Origin of the sequence: Pseudomonas sp. 15A4 (genome assembly GCF_016925575.1) — a bacterium.
In the GTDB taxonomy this organism is placed as follows: domain Bacteria; phylum Pseudomonadota; class Gammaproteobacteria; order Pseudomonadales; family Pseudomonadaceae; genus Aquipseudomonas.
In genome coordinates, this window is record NZ_CP068986.1 from 5,001,151 (window position 1) to 5,018,393 (window position 17,243).

The window sequence follows — 17,243 nt, forward strand, 5'->3', positions numbered from 1 at the left end:
GCGACACTTCTGAACTAGAGATAAGAAGCTTGGGAACCCGGCAGGTTCCCTGGCTTTTTGCGGGCGTTGTCGCGCAGATTGCCGCAGGCTGCGCCACTGCCTGCGCTCAGGACGCGGCCATGGCCCTTTTGACCTTTTCCCGCGCGCCGCAGACATTCATCTGGCACCACCGGCGGCGGCCGTTTTTAGAGGTGTCAAGGAACAGCCAGTCGCAGTCCGGGGTGGCGCACGCCCTGAGACGCGACAGATCGCCGGAGGTGAGCAGCTCTGATGCCTGAACCGCAAGCCGGCCGATAAACCCGGCCGTCATCGAGCCCAGATCATCGCCGACACGCCAGCGCCAGATCACACCCGCTGGCGTCAATACCAGCAGGCGCTGGTCGGCCGTGTCGGCCAGCGCCTGATTCAACGCATCGAGGCTGACTTGATCGGCGCTGTGGTCCAGCGCCATAGGAAGCAATAACCGATACAGCGCTTCGCGGAAATCGATCAATTGTTCAAATGCCGTCACCGTGTGCCAGGAAGAACGGCGCACGACGGCAACGAAGTGCTGGTGCTCCAGATCGTCGATCAGGTCGGCGTGGCGGAACCAGTGGACGATGTCCTCCAGGTTGCCCAGCTTGTCGACAACCTCCAGCAACCCCGTGCCCGGGCGGCGGCCGTCACAGGTATTGAGGTAATCCAGCACAGCCGACCCGCCGACGAGGCGGATGGCGTTGATCTTCAGTTGTCCGATAGACATGGAATGCCCTCAGCTGGAGGCGGTGAGGGCATCATGGCAGAGATGTGAGGGGTTGCTGAAGTTTCGGACGGTTGTAGGGTGAGTGGCTGTACACGACTCCAAGTTGCCGGTCACCTCTGCAGACATGGGCTGAGAGTAAGCCGGCCCCTAGCCAACCGATGCGCCATCTTTATGCATTGATGTGTCCTTACTTCCGCCAACGAACAGGTCCCTGCAGTGGCGACTCATATACCTAACAATTGCCGAGGAAACCCATGCTCGGATGGGAGGCCAAGCGATGCGAACAGGCAGCCAGGTAAATCGGGCTTCGTGTCGATTATGTCTCCCACTTGTTGCAGCCACCGTGACCCTGGCCCGATCTGGCGTAGCAGGAACCACATAACGGAAATCAGTCCGTAGAGACGGCTGAGCGCATTCTGATCTAGCGCCAGGGCTTGGAAGTATGCATCTGTGGGGAGCACTGGTAACGGATTAGACGCTACCTGGTTCCAGATACGGGTATGGTGAGCGCTACGGTTTCGCAGCGTGTTAATTTCCTGCAGCCAATCTTTAAGCACCTTTGCGTTGCTGATCCCCAGTCGAGCTGCAATTCGGTTTTGATAGCCTCCCTTCAGGATCTCAAAGTACTTGGAGAGAGTCCCGAAGTCCCAAGCCTCTACCACTACCCAGAAAGGCATGGCTTTGTGGTTCTGACGATGCCATTCGATGCAGTCTTCCCGGCTGCGGTTAATTTGATCCGTTTGCCTGGTCTGCCACTCGTTCCAGGTGTTGCGCTGCCTCCCGCGTCGGTCCTGCCAGTTCGTGGTCTGCTTCGGGTTGACGAATCGCGTGTCGAGGTAAGCGAGCGGATCGTGGTATCCAACCTCATGAGCAATTATCGCGCGCATGTGAATCTCGATACGCTCGATAGCATCGAGCATCAACTGGCGAAGCTTTTTGTCGAAGAGATAAAGATTGACTACCGAATCAAAAGAGGCGCCAGCCGTGAAGGCCTCTTTTCGCCGAGGCTTCAGCGTGGCGTTGCAGAGGGTAACTTGACCTTGCTGATCCCGCTCAAACTCTCGTGCGGGAAACCAGAACCCACTAAGCCGATAGTAGCCCACCTGTGCAAGCTTGCGCTCAGCCCGAAGCGGATCTGCAACCTCCATGCCGCGACTGATCAGCAGTCTGGCCAGGTCGCTATAAGACCGGAATGGTTTAGGTGGAGCGAGTTGCCGCAACTTCCATGTCCCAAATACGAGAAGGCCCAACCATAGAACCGGACTTGCCGGTACCAGAGGATTGGGCGCAATTGCCGCAAATACTGATTCACACCGCCTGGTTTGTCAAATAGTCCCATGATCCGATGCCACAGCCATCCACCTCAAGCTCACACCCACCTCAAGACGTCTTCCCAAGCTGAGAAAGACTCGCCGCCAGCTCGCTCTTGCGGAACGGTTTGGTCAGGCGCGGCAAATCCGGGTCCAGCCCTTCATGTTCCGCATACCCCGATACAAGCAGGATCGCAGTCCCGGGTCGAGCGTTACGGACCCGTCTGGCCAGGTCGGTGCCACTGATGCCGGGCATGAGATGGTCCGTGACGATCAGGTCGACGTGCTGGCCGGTCCCCAGCAGTTGCAGGGCTTCCTCGCCAGACGAGGCTTCGATGACCCGGTAGCCCAGGTCGGCCAGCATGTACGACGTGCTGGCCCGCACAAGCTCTTCATCGTCTACAAGCAGCGCGATCCCACGCAGCGAGTGCCGTTCCTGCGCGTCGTCGATACGTGCTGCCGAGGTCGGCAGGGTCATGCTGCGGGGCAGCCAAAGCTCTACGTTTGTCCCAAGCCCTGGCGAACTCTGAATGGTCAGCGCGCCGTTCAGCTGGGACGCCAGGCCGTGCACCATCGACAGACCCAGCCCCGTGCCTTTGCCAACCCCCTTGGTCGAAAAGAACGGCTCCACCGCCCGCGCAAGGGTGGGCGCATCCATACCAATGCCGGTGTCCGCAACGGAGAGGCACAGGTAGTCGCCGGTCGGCAGCCTGGAACGGTGGTCCCTGCTCACCCACTCGGTGCAGGCAGATATCCGCATGGTCCCGCCCTCCGGCATGGCGTCGCGGGCGTTCACGGAAAGGTTCAGAAGCGCCATCTCAAGCTGGTTAGGGTCCGCGATCGCCGCTGGCAGATCAGGCGGGGCATCGACCACGACCCGGATCTGCGGCCCGGTAGTGCTGGCGACGAGATCGCCCATGCCGTTCACCAGTTTCGCCACATCGACCGACACGGGCTGCAGCGGTTGACGACGAGCGAAGGCCAGCAACCGCTGCACCAGCGTCCTTGCACGATCGGCTGACTGCACGGCGCCGGAGATCAACCGCTGCTCACGTTCACCGCCCACGCCTCGGCGCTGGAGCATGTCGAGGGTGCCGACGATCGGGGTGAGCAGGTTGTTGAAGTCATGGGCCACGCCACCGGTAAGCTGCCCCATGGCTTCCATCTTCTGACTCTGGCGCAGTGCCGCCTGGACTTCTTCACGCTCGGCGATGGCATTGGCAATTCGTCCTTCCAGCGTGGCGTTCAGCTCCCGCAGTCCCTCTTCGGCCTCCTTGCGCGCGGTCACCTCGACAGCCGTGCCGGTAACGCGCAGGCAGCGGCCGGCGGCGTCGAACACGCCGCGCCCCTTGGCGGCGACCCAGCGAATCATGCCGTCGTCCCTGCCAATGGTGCGGTAGTCGACGTCATACAGGGCGCGGCGTTCGGGGTCGATGGCCGCCGTGAACGCCTCGATCGTTGCGTCCCGGTCATGGGGATGCAAACCGTCATAAAAGTCTTGAATCGTGACTGGCACGTCAGCCTGGATGCCGAACATTGCTTTGGTTCTGGGCGGCCAGATCAGCGTGTCGTGAACGATGTCCACGTCCCAGAAGCCGATGTCGGCGTGTTCGACGGCAAGGCGCAGACGCTCTTCGCTTTCGCGCATGCGCATCTCGGCGCCCACCCGCTCGACATGCGCCCAGCAGCGTTCGACGACTTCCCTGACGAGCATGACTTCCGAGGGCAACCAGTCTCGAGGCTGATCCTGATGCACCGCCATCATGGCGGTCAGCCGGCCATTCTTGACCAGCGGGCAGCAGATGATGGCGTCAACGCCGATGCCCCGAAACATCTCGAGGCCTTCGCTGGGGCCGAGCTCTGCGCCGACGTCGTGCACGATCAGCGTTCGGCCTTCGCGCATGTCAGCCGCCGCCCGCGGGCCGAAAAGATCGAGGCTGTAGGTTCCGGCCGAGCTCTGGATGCCAGCCGCGTTGTAGTCGCTGCGAATCCAGAAGCGGTCGTTATCGACGTCGACATCCGCGTAGGCGCAGCGCGACACGTTGAGCCGGCGCCCGAGCAACTCGGTCGCAACGAGCAGAGCGTCTTCGGCGCGGCGGATGCTGAAAAGGCGACCGTCGAGTTCATCAAAAAGCTCAGTCTCGCCGCGCTCTCCTGCAGCGCCGCTTCCGCCTGATGCTCGGCGGTGCGGTCGCGGAAGATTTTCACGAAACCGCCCTGATCCATGACAAGGGGCATCATCAGTCCCGAGCCCCAGAAGCGCGCACCGTTTTTATCAACGTGCCAACGCTCGTTGACGGCCCGCCCCTGTTCCACCGCGAGTGCGAGCTCGCTCTGGAACACTCGCTCGGCCTGGTCGGTTTCGGTGTAGAAAAGATCGCCGTCGCGGCCCATGACTTCCTCGGCACGGTAGCCGACAACGCGCTGGGCGCCGATGTTCCAACCGGTGACCTTGCCTTGGGCATCAAAAGTGATGATTGCGAAGTCCTCTGCGCCTTCGACGATCTGGCGGTAGCGCGCCTCGCTGCTACGAATCGCTGCCTCAGCCCGGGCACGGTGGACGACCAGTCCGACGGTCTTGACCAGGAAGTCGCCGATCTCGATATCCGCCGGCAGCGGCTCGCGCCGTTCAGGGTGATACATGACAAACGTGCCGAGCATGGCACCCTGTGCCGACCGAATCGGAATGGACCCGCAGACCTGCAAACCGTGTCCGACGGCGAGCGCCCGGAATGCGGCCCAACGCGGATCGTTGGAGATGTCGGGCACCGCCACCCGTGGGTTCGGGCTCGAGGACGTGCTGCCGGGACCTGCGCCCGGGCTGACATGGGTGCTTTCCACAGCCTCGATAAATGCCAGGGGCAGGCCAGGTCCGGCGCAATGCTGCAGATGATTGCCCTCCTCGTTCAAGAGCAGGATATTGCCCAGAAAACGGGACGGGGACAGCGCCTCCACCTCGCGGACAATCGCGTCCAGCGCGACGTTCAGCGGTGTTTCTTCAACCGCCAGTTCAAGGATTCGGTTCTGGGCGGCCCCCGTGCTGCCGCGCGATTGCGTGCCTGGGTCAGGCGAGCATTCTCGATGGCAATCGTTGCCAGACGCGCCAGGCTTTCCAGGCGTTTGACCGTGTCGTCGTCGTGAGTGCGGACCTGCGACCAGTAGGCGCCGAGTGCCGCGACCGGAACAGGTCGACCGATAGGCGCCATGACCAGGCTACGGACGAACGTCGGCGCGTAGGCGTCCTGCGGGATACGTGGATCGGCCCGCACGTCAGGGATCGCAACGGTCTCGCCGCGATGCATGACCCACCCTGAGATGCAGTGATCGGCCGGGAAGGTCTGGCCTTGCCAGAGCGGTGAGACCGCATCTTCCGCTATGTAGGAACAGCGCCCGTCATCCTGAATGACGATCGCAACGCCATCCGCGCCGACCGTGGCGCGCGCCACGTCGCGGAGGACGGCAACGACCTCATCTACTGATTCCGCCATCACCAGCCGCTCACTGGCATTCAGCACATGAGACAGGCGCTCATCGCCGCTAGGATCGACCGGATTGGTAGTCAAACGGATCTCCCGACATCGCCACGGCATCAACATCCCGCAGACTGGTTCGAACTGGACAGGGCTAGAGCGGCATTGTATCGGGTAACCCTTCGCCCTCGACACGGCCCGCATCAGTTTTTTCGGCGAAGCGACCCACGCGCAAACAGCTCACCCTTTTGCATGATTCAGCAAACCTGAAACCACGAAGCCCCGCTGTCAGAAAACCGACCAGCCAATCCGCGAGCTCAACAATTCCAGTGCCGCCATCCCGGCGAGCGAATTCCCTGCTGCATTGAGTTCCGGCGACCACACGCACACGGTAAATTGCCCCGGCACGATCGCCACGATTCCGCCCCCTACCCCGCTCTTGCCAGGCAACCCCACGCGGTAGGCGAAATTGCCGGCTTCGTCATACAGCCCGCTGGTGGCCATGATCGAGTTCACTTGCTGGGTCTGGCGTGGGGTGAGGATCTGCTCGCCGCTGTGCTTGCAGAACCCGTTGTTCGCCAAAAAGCAGAACGCCCGGGCCAGGTCGAGGCAGCTCATCTTCAGCGCGCAGCAACTGAAATAACTGCGCAGCACGGTTTCAACCTCGTTATGGAAGTTGCCGAAGGACTGCATCAGGTACGCCATTGCCGCATTACGGGCGCGAAACTGGTACTCGGAATCCGCCACGCGGGCATCAATCAAGACCTGGGGATTAGCCGACAGCCGCCTTACGAAATCGCGCATGGACAACGTCGGCGCGGCGAAGCGCGACTGATTGATGTCGCAGATCACCAAAGCGCCGGCATTGATAAAGGGATTACGGGGCCGCCCGCGCTCGAACTCCAGCTGCACCAGCGAGTTGAACGGCTGGCCCGAGGGCTCATGACCCAGGCGCTCCCAAATGGCTTCGCCGGAATGGCCGATCGCCTGAACCAGGCTGAACACCTTGGAAATGCTTTGCACCGAAAACGGCTCCAGTGCATCGCCCGCGCAGTGATAGGTGCCATCGTTGCCATACACGGCAATGCCCAACTGCTGGGCCGGCACGTCGGCCAGCGCGGGAATGTAATCAGCCACCTTGCCCTGGCCGATCAAGGGACGGACTTCGTCGAGAATCTCGTTCAACAGCGTTTGCATGGAGGGTCCTGGTGTCGATCCCCTGACGGCAGCAGGGGTTAGGATTCATGACGAATGCTGGAGGGGCGGGATCACACAATTGGCCAGGATTTTGGTTGTTGAGGTCTAGAAGATGGCGTATCAAAGGACCGGCATTGCGTCGGTCGCGGGTCGGGAGGCAGGGGGCAGCATCAAATCACCCGGCCCCCGCGCGGGAATGTGCGAGGAAATAAAAATCATCGAAGGTGAGGACTGCGGTCGACCGAGCATGCCATACGGAGTGCCCGGTCATTTGCCGCATTGGCCTGTTTATCGGTCTATCGAGGCGACTTCCAGTCGAGCCTGACGACGTACGCTTTCGGTATTTTCACGAACAATGGCAGGAATCAAAAAAGCGTCAACCAGCACCCATATCCCCGTGATGATTAGCGGAATCAAAGTAAACAGACCCACTACGGTGATGATGAGCTGGGCCACTGCAGTACCGGTTTTGCCTAGATAGAATCGGTGGCCCCCGAAGCCGCCCACAAAAAACCAGAGCAGGTAAGCCACTCCAGTAGATTTCTGGGCGTTGGATACTTTTTGCTCGATGAGCATTTCAGATTGTAGATTGGACATGTATTCCCTTTCCCTGGTAGTGATCGACGCGCTTAATTTCGCGTGGCTAATTGAATCCTCAAGGGTAGCAATTTGCAATCATTTTGACGTTGCTCGGCATTTCAATGATCTGGAGGGCCAAGCCCGCTCATTGCGATGACACGACCACATCTCAGGGGCAGGGCAACAATCCCAAGTGAGCAAGCACGCCAAAAACAAAAGAAGTGCGCGCAAAACAGGGGACCCATCTTTCCCTCAACGCTGTCCGCTACAAGCCGAAAGCCGCTCATGGCGATGGGTAGCTGTCGCGCAAAAACTGTCTCCCGCCCTCGCGACATTAATGCCCTAGGTTTCGCTGTCGTCCGCGACTACTGGAGTCGCAGCCGTTCCGGCCAACAGGCCACCATCAATGTTGAACTCACTGCCCGTGATGTACGTGGCGTCATCCGACGCGAGTAACAGAGCCAGAGCGGCCACTTCTTCGGGCATTCCAAATCGCCTGAGCGGCGTGTCTCGAACCAGCGCAGCCATTCTCGCTTCGCGACCGGCATCGTTGCCCAACATGGGTTCCCACATGGGGGTAAGGACGGCCGCCGGATGTATCGAGTTGCATCTGACGTTCAGCCCTTGCTCGGCGCAGTAAAGCGCTACTGTTTTAGTGTGATTGCGAACGGCAGCTTTGGACGACGCATACGCTGCGGCACTTGGAATGCCCACCAGGCCGGAGCGAGAGGAGATGTTGACGATGGAACCGGCGCCTGACGGGCGCATGGAGCGAATGGCGTATTTGCATCCGAGGAAAACACCGTCGAGATTGGTCTGATGCACCGAACGCCAATCTTCCAACCGTGCATGTTCCGGGTCATGCTGCACTGCGCCGTTCTCGAATCCGGTGATGCCCGCGTTATTCACGAGGACATCCCAACGGCGGCCGCCATCTGAAATCTGCCCGGCCAATCGTTGCCAATCCTCTTCACGCCGCACATCCAGACGCAGAAAACAGGCGCGAACACCCAACGCGCTTGCAACCGCACGACCCAGCTCTTCGTTGATATCCGTGACGTAAACGAAGCAACCTTCTTGCACAAAGAGCCTTGCAATGGCGGCACCGATGCCTTGAGCCGCGCCGGTAACGACCGCTGTCTTGGAGGCCAGTTTATTTTCCATAAATGATTTTATCTCCAGGGTAAGGGGTGTTGAGCGCCCATGAGAATGAGGCACTGTCCTGTGCCATGCTTACGGCTGGCGTAGAGGCTAATCCATAACCGAACGCCACGAAACCTGAACGCCAAAACCTGACCCGAAGTCATAAAAACACCTCAGCCATGCTCCTCAAGGTGCCTTATGCGTTTGATACCCGAACTGAACGGCAAAGCTCACGTGCTGATATGCGGAGCCAGCCGCGGTATTGGCCTGGCACTGTGCGCGGCGTTGCTGGCTCGCGATGATGTGTCTCAGGTTTGGGCAGTATCACGAAACGCTACTACGGCTACAGAGCTGGCAAAGCTCGCAGAGCACTATGGCGACCGTCTGAAACGAGTCGACTGCGACGCGCGGGATGAGCCATCCCTCGAAGGACTGGTGAGCGAGACGCTTGCAGGGTGCGATCATCTGCACCTCGTCATCAGTGCGCTGGGCATCCTTCATCAGGACGGCGCCAAAGCAGAAAAGGGTCTGGCGCAACTGTCGCTGGCGAGCCTGCAAGCGAGCTTCGCGACCAACGCCTTTGCTCCCATCCTGTTGCTCAAACACCTGCTTCCGTTATTGCGCAGGCAACCTTCGACGTTCGCGGCGCTGTCCGCGAGGGTTGGCTCCATTGGCGATAACCGATTGGGCGGCTGGTACAGCTACAGAGCCAGCAAAGCGGCGCTCAACCAGCTGCTGCACACGGCCAGTATTGAACTGAAACGCTTGAACCCTGCCTCTACCGTCCTCGCCATACACCCAGGCACAACGGATACCGACCTGTCCCGGCCATTCCAGGCGAATGTGCCTGAAGGTCAACTATTTGAAGCGGGTTTCTCGGCGGATCGCATTCTTGAGGTGGTAGGCGCACATGGGCCGGAGGACAGCGGGACATTTTGGGCCTGGGACGACAAACCCATTGTCTGGTGAAGTATTTTGATCGAGAAATCCCTGCCAGGCATGTCCCCCGAAGGAGGAAACATGCGGCAGGAATCGTTTAGAGCATGCCCGCTGCGTTGCGCACCCCTTCAGGCGCAGCTTTGGTTTCAGACAACGCCCCACCATAAGCACCAGCCGCCATGGCGACCGGGTTGCCGCCACCGCCGATAAGGCCCACGGCTGCGCCTTTCGCAGTGTCCACTGCGCCTCCGACGCCGCCTTTGAGCATCCCGCCGACACTGCCGTCGGACTCGCCGATGCCAGTCATCACGTTACTCAAACCGGGCACCATCCACAGTGCTTTCCCGACTTGCCCAGCGGCTCCGGTTAAACCGTCCTTGTTATGGCTTTGCTCGGCCACAGGCGTGTCCTTGGTGTGCGTGCGGGCAGCATCGCCGCCGGCAGGTTGCTTACTCGCCCCGCCGCCAACTGACTGCAACAGCGCCCCGATCAACTTATCCAGCAGCTGCAGAAGCGGTGAGTTCTGCGTCGACTGCTCACCGGCGTTGCCCAGTCCCGGGCTCTGCTGAGCCAGGGACTGGTTTTGCAGACCCGACGGCCCGCCACTCCCGGCAGGGCCGCCATAGTTCACTGCGCCCGTGGTGGATTGCGTGGCGTATTGAGAATTCTGCGTGCTCTGGTCAGCCCGGTAAATGGCCGCGCCGCCGCTGGCCAGAGCGCCCGTACCTTGGGCGACATTGCTGAAGTTGCCGGTGGCACGGCTGCCGCCGTTACCGGAGTCGGTGGAGGTATTCGAGGGTTTGCCCGCGTCGGGCGTCGGCTTGGCGTCCGGCTTGGAGGCATGGGGAGTGATGTCTGGTGTCTTGGGCGACGAGGCGCCGAGTCCGGGTAATTTCACGTTTTTCTCCAAACTGAAAGGTCGGTTGGCAGTGCCCCAGGCCCACTCTGGACCGCTTGCACGGATGCAGGCGTGTTGGATGTTGTAACGGGGCGATCGCTGTGAGGTTCGCGTGGGAGTGGGTAGCCCTTGTGTGGCGCCTAACGGCAGATCGGTTCCGCGGAAATAAAGGGTCCGGTCTGCAGCGGGGTCCCGATCTTCACTTCGCAGCAAAAAACGCCTTCAGCGCGCTCGCCAGTTCAGCCGGCGCCTCCTCCGCCATGTGGTGGCCGCTATCGATTCCGATGCCGGTGACCTTCTGTTGTGCCCATGGCTGCCAAACAGCAATCACATCGCCGTAGAGGAATTCGAGGTCATCCTTCAAGGACCAGATGACGTGAAGCGGGCATTGAATCCGGCGACCGGCCTCGCGGTCTTCCTTATCATGCACGTGGTCCAGGGCGAGGCCTGCGCGATAATCACCGAGCATTCCGATAACCGTTTCGGGGTCCTGGATCGCGGCCTGAAAATCTTCGAAATTCTCCTGGCCCATCGATTCGGCGCTGCCTCCGTACCAGGCTTTGGGGTCGGCGAAAATCGCCCGCTCAGGCTTGTCGGGTTGAGCATAGAAAAACCAGTGCCACCAGCTGGAAGCAAACCGCGCTCCACACCGTTCGAGCGCTTCCAGGATGGGCACGCCATCCAGAATCGCCAATTTCAGCACCCGAGAGGGATGGTCAAGGGCCAGACGAAACGCCGCGTAGCTGCCCCGGTCATGACCTGCCACATGAAATTTATCGAAACCGAGGCTATCCATCAGGGCGATGCAATCACGCGCTTTCGCTCTTTTTGAAAACGCCTCGTGGTCATGGGGGTCGGCGGGCTTGCTGGACTGCCCAAAACCCCTGAGGTCAGGGCAGATCACCGTAAAAGAGTCTGCCAGCAGTGGCGCCACCTGATGCCAGGTCGTGTGGGTCCGTGGATGACCATGAAGCAACAGCAACGGAGGACCAGAGCCACCGTAGCGAACCCGTAGCGTCGCCTCAGGCAGATCAATCATCGCGAGTTGGAAACCTTCGAACATGTTCACCTCCTGGTGACCTCCCACGGTAGTGCAGGCACCGCTGGCGTGCGCCCGCTTCAGGCTCACCGATTACAGTCGGCCGTGCGCAACTTCCTGACAGCTCAGAAACGATCCCTTGGCCCATGGAATCAGCTGGATCACTACCGCGATCGCCATCGAGGCGACGGCGCACAGCCGCAATAGGCGGTGGTGGCATACCCGGCCGTCCTGGTGCGGCTGGACTCTGGCACATGGTCCGCCAGGGCGGCGGAAATCGATGCGCCGATCATCGGCATGAACAGCCCTGTCGCCCCTTTATGCGTGGGGACCGACAGCCGAGCCGGGATGTCAGGACGGCATCAACAACTGCGGCAGCCTGGAAAGGTCTTTCAGTACAGCGTCAGGTTGCCATGCGGGGTCCAGGGGTTCGCCCTCTCGGTCGATCCAGACGGACCGAATGCCCAGTTCCTGGCAGACCTTCAGATCACTGAACTGGCCCATGGCGACATGGATCGTTTCATCTTTCGTAACACCCATCGCGGCGTAAGCGTGGTGGAAGAGCGCGTGATCGGGCTTGTACGCACGCGCCTGTTGGGCCGTGATGACAAAATTGATCGGTGTTGCGATGGCGGTGATGGTGTCGGCAATCAGGTGATCCGAGGTGTTGCTGATGACGGCGATCCGGTAATGCTCGCGCAATCGGGCAAGCGCTTCGGGTACGTCGGGGTGGGGCTCGATCCTTCCCAGGGTCGCGAGCAAGGCCTCAAGGTCTGCCGCCGTGGCGTCATGACCGGTTTCGCGCAACGCCTGGTTCAGGCTCGCATCGAGTACCGCTTCATAGTCGCGAAAGGGCGATTGCTGTTGGTGCTCCATCGCAATCTCGCGCAGGCGCACCGCGAAACTTGCGATGCTTTCCGTGGAGGCAGGGGCCGACAGATGTCGCTCAAGGATGGATGCCGCCGCTCGCCGAACAGCGTCATGCCACTGCACAAGGGTGCCGTAACAATCGAAGGTAATGACTTTGATGCGGGAATCGAGCTCAAGCATGGAAGTGTTCTCCGAAGGCTGCGGAACGATGCCGCGTGTGGACCACAAAAGGGACTGACCCGGCGGCACGCGCTAAAACTCAGTGTCCGGGTTGTTCAAAGAGTTCCACCGGAATACGCCGCCTGGCAGGTGGAAATGATGATGTCCCTGAGCCTGCGGTGAACCGGGTCAGCGTCCATGCGGGGGTGCCAGAGCGCCGAGACTTTGAACGCCGGAACGGGTGACGGAAGATCAAAGCGGCCCAGGGTTTGGCAGCCCGGGGCCGAAGCCGCATCAGCGAGGCAGGATGCCGGGACGATAGCGATCAGTTCCGACTGGCAAGCGATGCCCATGGCGTCCGGGTAGCCCGGCACCACAATGGTGATTCTTCGGCGCAGACCGATGCCTTCAAGTTCGTCATCCAGCGGCTTGATCGCGTGCCCCTCCTGCAACGCGACAACATGACTGCACGCGGCAAACTGCTCAAGCGTTACCGCCTCACTTTCCAGAATCGGGTGCCCGATCCGCGCCACGCCCACGTAGTGATCGTGGAAAAGAAAGCGGGTGCGAATTTCCGGTGCCGACGTTCCTATGCGCCCGATCTCCAGGTCAACCAGCCCCTCCCGAAGGGGTTGCGCATCCTTATCGGGCTTCGCTTCGAAACGCAGACAGATGCGTGGCGCTACGCCAAGAACCGCGTTCGCCACCGGGCCGGAAAGCCACTTCATGAACGATTCACTCGCGCGGACCGTGAACGTCAATTCGACCGACGCCATGTCCACCTGACTGACTTGCGGCCGCAGCACCGCCAGGGCATCTCGCGTCAACGTATGGACGTGATCCACCAGCTCCAGCGCACGAGGGTGGGCACCAGCCCCCGTCCTGCGCGCACCAGCAACGGATCACCCGTCACCACACGCAAGCGCGCCAGCGTACGGCTCATGGCCGAGTGGCTCAGGTTCAAGCGGCGAGCGGCGCCGGTCACGCTGCGTTCGACGAGTAAAGCATCCAGCGCCATGAGGAGGTTCAAATCAACGTTGCTCATATGGGAATCCGCAGGGGTTGCGATGGCCAGCTATGGCGTCGGACGCAACTATAGTGTGATTCCTATGCGCCTACCGCTTTTAGCAGGCCGACTTTATAGTCGAATCAACCCCAAAGACCCTCGCAGCACAGCGTGCCGGGCGACGGTCAATCGGGCTGAATTATCCCGGTAGACCCATTGCGCGGTGAGCGCGGAGAACAGGATGAAGCTGATAGGCATCGAAGAGCATTTTCTGATGGCGGAAGTACATGACGCGTGGAGCGCAATCGGCCTTGAGCTGACCGACCCCAGCGTCGGCTTCCATGCCGGCGCCATCGAGAAACGCCTGACAAATCTCACCGACGAGCGTCTCGCGCTGATGGATGAAACAGGACTGGATGTTCAAGTGCTGTCGCTCACCACCCCGGCGCTTCACGACCTGGGCCCGGAAAGCGTCGATATGGCACGCCGGATCAATGACACGGTCGCCAGGGCAGTGGCGCGGCATCCCGACCGCTTTCAGGCGCTGGCTACGTTGCCGGTCGGATCGCCTGAGCAGGCCGCCCTGGAACTGGAACGCTGTGTCACCGCCCTGGGTTTCAAAGGGACCATGCTGTGCGGGAGAGTGGGTGAACACAACCTGGACCACAGCCGCTTTCATTCCATCTTCGCCTGCGCCGAAGCGCTGACCGCACCGGTATTGCTCCACCCCCGAACACCGCCGACTGCCGTGCGCGAGGCGTATTACTCCGGATTCAACCCCACGCTGGATGCCTGTTTCGCAACCTTTGGTATGGGCTGGCACTACGATGCCGGTCTTCAGTTTCTGCGGCTGATCCTGTCTGGCACCTTTGATCGCTTGCCGAGGCTGCAGATTATTCTCGGCCACTGGGGCGAGCTGGTGTTGTTCTATGCCGAGCGCTTTGCGCGAATGGATCAGGTCGCCGGCCTGGAGCGTCCCATCGAGACGTACTTTCGCGACAACCTGTATGTGACGGCCAGCGGGATGTTTCTTCGTCACTATCTGGACCGTGCCGTCGAGATCGTCGGCACCGAGCGGTTGCTGTTCTCCACCGACTTCCCTTACCAGTACCGCCCGGGTCGGGATGCCCGAAATTTTTGGAACAGTGCGGCCTCGATCAAGAAGCGACCGACGCATTTGCCCATGGTAACTGGACGCGATTGATCAGCGGCTTGCCAGCTTGAAGAGGTGCGGATGACCACGGGTGGTTATCCGCACCTCTTCCCCTACCCTCGCGCCAACAACCAATCATCAATCATCTTCACCGCCCGCCCCACATCAACCTGATCACTGCGAATGTGCAACTCGGGAAACACCGGCGGTTCATACGCTGAATCCACCCCGGTAAACCCTGTAATTCCCCCCGCCCGCGCACGCCGGTACAACCCTTTCGGGTCCCGGGCTTCAGCCACCGCCAGCGGCACGTCGACAAACACCTCCACAAACCGCGCACTGCCCACAATCGAGCGGGCCAGCTGCCGGGCCGAGCGCGTGGGCGAGATCAACGCCACCATCACCGTCAACCCTGCTTCAACCATCAACGCCGCGACTTCCGCCACCCGGCGCACGTTCTCTTCACGATCTTCGGCAGAGAAACTCAAGTCGCGGCACAGACCGGTGCGTACCGAATCGCCGTCCAGAATGCAGGTCGTCAACCCGCGAGCGCTGAGCACCGGCCTGAGGTTGTCGACGATGGTGGATTTCCCGGCCGCCGACAGCCCGGTCAACCAGAGGACCCGGGGTCTGGCGCCGGGCCTGGCCGAGGTGATTTCGCTAAACGGGTACGGCACCAGATTGTTGTGCTGCGTCAGGCCAGGGGTATGGGTGATCATGACAATGCTCCTCCTTGAGTCGGCGTCAGGCGTGGGCCTGGTGGATGATGAAGTCCACGTTCATGACGTCGTAGATCGGCTTGAAGTCGCCGTACGCATGGGGGCGCGGAACCCCGCCGCACGCAGTTCGTCCTGCAACTGGCGCGGGCGAATCGGGCACACGCGCAGCCGATATTGCGGCCCGTCGGCGAAGCGATAGACGAACTCGCACACCGACTCGTCCAGTTCGCCAAGGCTGACACTGGCGGTGTCGCCGCAGTAGTAGTACCGGCCTGAAGAGGTGAAACGGCCGGCTAGAATCGCCTCGAAGTTGCGCTGATCGATCAACAGCAGCCCACCGGGTTTAAGCATCTGCCGAAACCGCTTCAACACGGCGATGCGCGCCTCGCGGTCGAACAAATGGCATAGCGAGCTGCCGAGGCACAGCACTGCGTCAAACTTGCCCAGTACGCGGGCGTCCAGCGCTTGCCAGTCGCAACGATGGAGCGGAACGTCGACCCCCAGCCGATCGAAGTTGCGGCGGGCGCGATCCACCATGGTCGGGCTGCCGTCACAGGCAGTGACGTCAAACCCGGCCTTGTGCAGCTGGGCGGCATGAAAGCCGCTGCCGGTGGCGGCATCCAGCACCCGCCAGGCACCGGCGGGGCGCAGCAGATCGTAGAAGAAAGAGCCCTCGCCGGCCGCACGTTTGTTCCAATCGATGAGTTCGTCCCAGCGCTCGACGAAATCCGCCGTGTACTGCCGGGCATAATCCTCCTCGGCACTGCCTGACAGGTCAGCAAGCGAAAGCGCGATAACCGGCGTCATGGGCGGCGACTCCTGCGTGATGGCTGTTGGTGTGGTGGCTCGCGTCGGCGTACGCCCGGTATTTGCTCCCCAGTTCCTCCGCCCACGCTGCAGAATCGCAAACGCGCATCTCGGCCATGGCGAAATTCAGTTCACGCTGCATGACCTGCCTCTGCGCCTCGCCGAACACTACCGTGCCATCGGCGCGAATCAGGCTGATGCCGTCCAGGCGCTGCCCTGCTTCATTGACCTTGATGGCTTCTTCGCGCGTCACGCCGTAGGGCAGGTCGAGCAGCACCTTGCCCATGCCGACCTTGACCGGATAGCCACCGGGCAACCCGTGGGGACCGGGGGCGTGAACCCGCACCTCGTGATCGGCGTAGAGGTTTTCCAGCACGGTCACCGCAGACATGGCGGTGAGATACTGCCCGTCAACGCCGCCGAGCCGACTGAATTCACGGGCGACGCAGCCAAAAATAGCCTCGGCCGTGTGCTCGTCGGTGCGCTCTTCGCCATCAATCCAATAGGTCAGGTTGAAGCTGGCGTCGTGCCGTTGCGTCGCCAAGCCATGGCGAGGCACGCTGTGGCTGAAATAGTGATGGCCGACGAGTTTGGCGCAAACCTGTGTCGGCAGGCAGTCGGTCAGATGCGCGATGGCGCTGCGCGTGGCCGGAACCAGGTTGGCGATGTTGCCGATGCCGACATCCGGCGCCATGCCGACCTTGTAGAGGATCGGATTGACGGCGTCCGGGAACGCCGCGTTGACCACCAGACTTTTCGGGCACGCCTGTTTGACGGCGCGCATCAGCGCGTAGGCCGGTGCCAGGTGCATCGGTAGCCAGGGCCCGAGCTGCGCCTGATCGAGGGCAGCGAAACGCTCGGCCGGCAATTGCGTGATCACACGCCAGGATTGCAGCGAGGCACAATTGATAATGATGTCCGGACGAATCTTCAGGAGCATCTCGGCATTGCGGGTGATGCACGACTCGCGCAGGTCCATCTCATGGCTGTGAATCTGAATCGCGACGTTTTGTTGAAGTGCGGCCAGTCGGATCAGGTTGCACATCCGCGTGGCCTTTTCGAGATCGCGGCTGGCGACGTGGAATTCGAACTGATTGCGCGGGGCCAGGACCTGCAGGATTTGCAGGCACAAATTGCCGCCGCCAACGATGAGCAGTTTCTTGCGGTGCATGGTGTTCTCCCTGAAATGCGTGAGGGACTGCGGTGTTCCTG

At 61.1% G+C, this 17,243-nt stretch carries 17 protein-coding genes and 1 pseudogene; 2 read left to right on the forward strand and 16 right to left on the reverse strand.

The features are described 5' to 3' along the window. Window positions 1-106: 106 nt before the first annotated feature. The 8 genes and pseudogenes from JN403_RS22200 to JN403_RS22230 all read right to left on the reverse strand — a co-directional run bounded on the left by JN403_RS22200 (window position 107) and on the right by JN403_RS22230 (window position 8,462). Window positions 107-742, reverse strand: coding sequence for a CGNR zinc finger domain-containing protein (locus JN403_RS22200; RefSeq protein WP_122537729.1), 636 nt, complete (start codon window positions 740-742; stop codon window positions 107-109). A gap of 224 nt (window positions 743-966) precedes the next feature. After that, complete coding sequence (locus JN403_RS22205; RefSeq protein ID WP_205484304.1) at window positions 967-1,890, reverse strand: Abi family protein; 924 nt, start codon at window positions 1,888-1,890, stop codon at window positions 967-969. A 232-nt stretch (window positions 1,891-2,122) separates the two neighbouring features. Then, a complete protein-coding gene (locus JN403_RS22210) occupies window positions 2,123-4,093 on the reverse strand; it encodes an ATP-binding protein (protein ID WP_240356741.1) in 1,971 nt (656 codons plus the stop codon). A gap of 146 nt (window positions 4,094-4,239) precedes the next feature. Further along, window positions 4,240-5,007 (reverse strand): annotated as a pseudogene (locus JN403_RS25960) (PAS domain S-box protein); the annotation flags it as partial. Window positions 5,008-5,036: 29 nt separating this feature from the next. Further along, window positions 5,037-5,615 carry a GAF domain-containing protein gene (locus JN403_RS22215; protein ID WP_205484308.1) on the reverse strand — a complete coding sequence of 193 codons (579 nt, stop codon included), beginning with the start codon at window positions 5,613-5,615 and terminating at the stop codon, window positions 5,037-5,039. A 195-nt stretch (window positions 5,616-5,810) separates the two neighbouring features. Then, window positions 5,811-6,719, reverse strand: coding sequence for a glutaminase B (gene glsB, locus JN403_RS22220; protein ID WP_122537727.1), 909 nt, complete (start codon window positions 6,717-6,719; stop codon window positions 5,811-5,813). A 288-nt stretch (window positions 6,720-7,007) separates the two neighbouring features. Further along, a complete protein-coding gene (locus tag JN403_RS22225) occupies window positions 7,008-7,316 on the reverse strand; it encodes a TM2 domain-containing protein (RefSeq protein ID WP_205484310.1) in 309 nt (102 codons plus the stop codon). A gap of 324 nt (window positions 7,317-7,640) precedes the next feature. Further along, window positions 7,641-8,462: an SDR family oxidoreductase gene (locus tag JN403_RS22230; protein WP_205484312.1), complete on the reverse strand. Its 822-nt coding sequence runs from the start codon at window positions 8,460-8,462 to the stop codon at window positions 7,641-7,643. Between the two features lie 177 nt (window positions 8,463-8,639). Here JN403_RS22230 and JN403_RS22235 point away from each other — a divergent pair, with 177 nt between their 5' ends. Beyond that, window positions 8,640-9,410 (forward strand): SDR family NAD(P)-dependent oxidoreductase, encoded by a 771-nt coding sequence (locus JN403_RS22235; protein WP_205484314.1) that lies wholly within the window; start codon window positions 8,640-8,642, stop codon window positions 9,408-9,410. A gap of 67 nt (window positions 9,411-9,477) precedes the next feature. On the opposite strand, the gene JN403_RS22240 is transcribed toward JN403_RS22235, so the two are convergent. The 5 genes from JN403_RS22240 to JN403_RS25965 all read right to left on the reverse strand — a co-directional run bounded on the left by JN403_RS22240 (window position 9,478) and on the right by JN403_RS25965 (window position 13,391). Beyond that, a complete protein-coding gene (locus tag JN403_RS22240; RefSeq protein ID WP_205484316.1) occupies window positions 9,478-10,278 on the reverse strand; it encodes a hypothetical protein in 801 nt (266 codons plus the stop codon). Between the two features lie 199 nt (window positions 10,279-10,477). Further along, on the reverse strand, window positions 10,478-11,341 hold the full coding sequence (locus JN403_RS22245; RefSeq protein ID WP_205484318.1) for an alpha/beta hydrolase: 864 nt from the start codon (window positions 11,339-11,341) through the stop codon (window positions 10,478-10,480). A gap of 327 nt (window positions 11,342-11,668) precedes the next feature. After that, window positions 11,669-12,367 (reverse strand): haloacid dehalogenase type II, encoded by a 699-nt coding sequence (locus JN403_RS22250; RefSeq protein WP_205484320.1) that lies wholly within the window; start codon window positions 12,365-12,367, stop codon window positions 11,669-11,671. Between the two features lie 95 nt (window positions 12,368-12,462). Continuing rightward, entirely contained in the window at window positions 12,463-13,191 is a 729-nt protein-coding gene (locus tag JN403_RS22255) for a LysR substrate-binding domain-containing protein (RefSeq protein ID WP_205484322.1), read from the reverse strand. Next, entirely contained in the window at window positions 13,170-13,391 is a 222-nt protein-coding gene (locus tag JN403_RS25965) for a LysR family transcriptional regulator (protein ID WP_205484324.1), read from the reverse strand. Before JN403_RS25965 ends, JN403_RS22255 begins: the two co-directional genes overlap by 22 nt. Before the next feature lie 202 nt (window positions 13,392-13,593). Between JN403_RS25965 and JN403_RS22265 the strand changes: the two genes are divergently transcribed. Next, a complete protein-coding gene (locus JN403_RS22265; RefSeq protein WP_205484326.1) occupies window positions 13,594-14,556 on the forward strand; it encodes an amidohydrolase family protein in 963 nt (320 codons plus the stop codon). 62 nt (window positions 14,557-14,618) lie between these two features. Here JN403_RS22265 and cysC read toward each other — a convergent pair whose 3' ends face one another. The 3 genes from cysC to JN403_RS22280 all read right to left on the reverse strand — a co-directional run bounded on the left by cysC (window position 14,619) and on the right by JN403_RS22280 (window position 17,202). Further along, the gene (cysC, locus tag JN403_RS22270; protein ID WP_240357024.1) at window positions 14,619-15,221 is read right to left on the reverse strand and encodes an adenylyl-sulfate kinase; all 603 of its coding nucleotides are present in this window, start codon (window positions 15,219-15,221) and stop codon (window positions 14,619-14,621) included. A 63-nt stretch (window positions 15,222-15,284) separates the two neighbouring features. Then, on the reverse strand, window positions 15,285-16,031 hold the full coding sequence (locus tag JN403_RS22275; RefSeq protein ID WP_345945828.1) for a class I SAM-dependent methyltransferase: 747 nt from the start codon (window positions 16,029-16,031) through the stop codon (window positions 15,285-15,287). Then, complete coding sequence (locus JN403_RS22280) at window positions 16,000-17,202, reverse strand: hypothetical protein (RefSeq protein ID WP_240356743.1); 1,203 nt, start codon at window positions 17,200-17,202, stop codon at window positions 16,000-16,002. Before JN403_RS22280 ends, JN403_RS22275 begins: the two co-directional genes overlap by 32 nt. Window positions 17,203-17,243 lie beyond the last annotated feature (41 nt).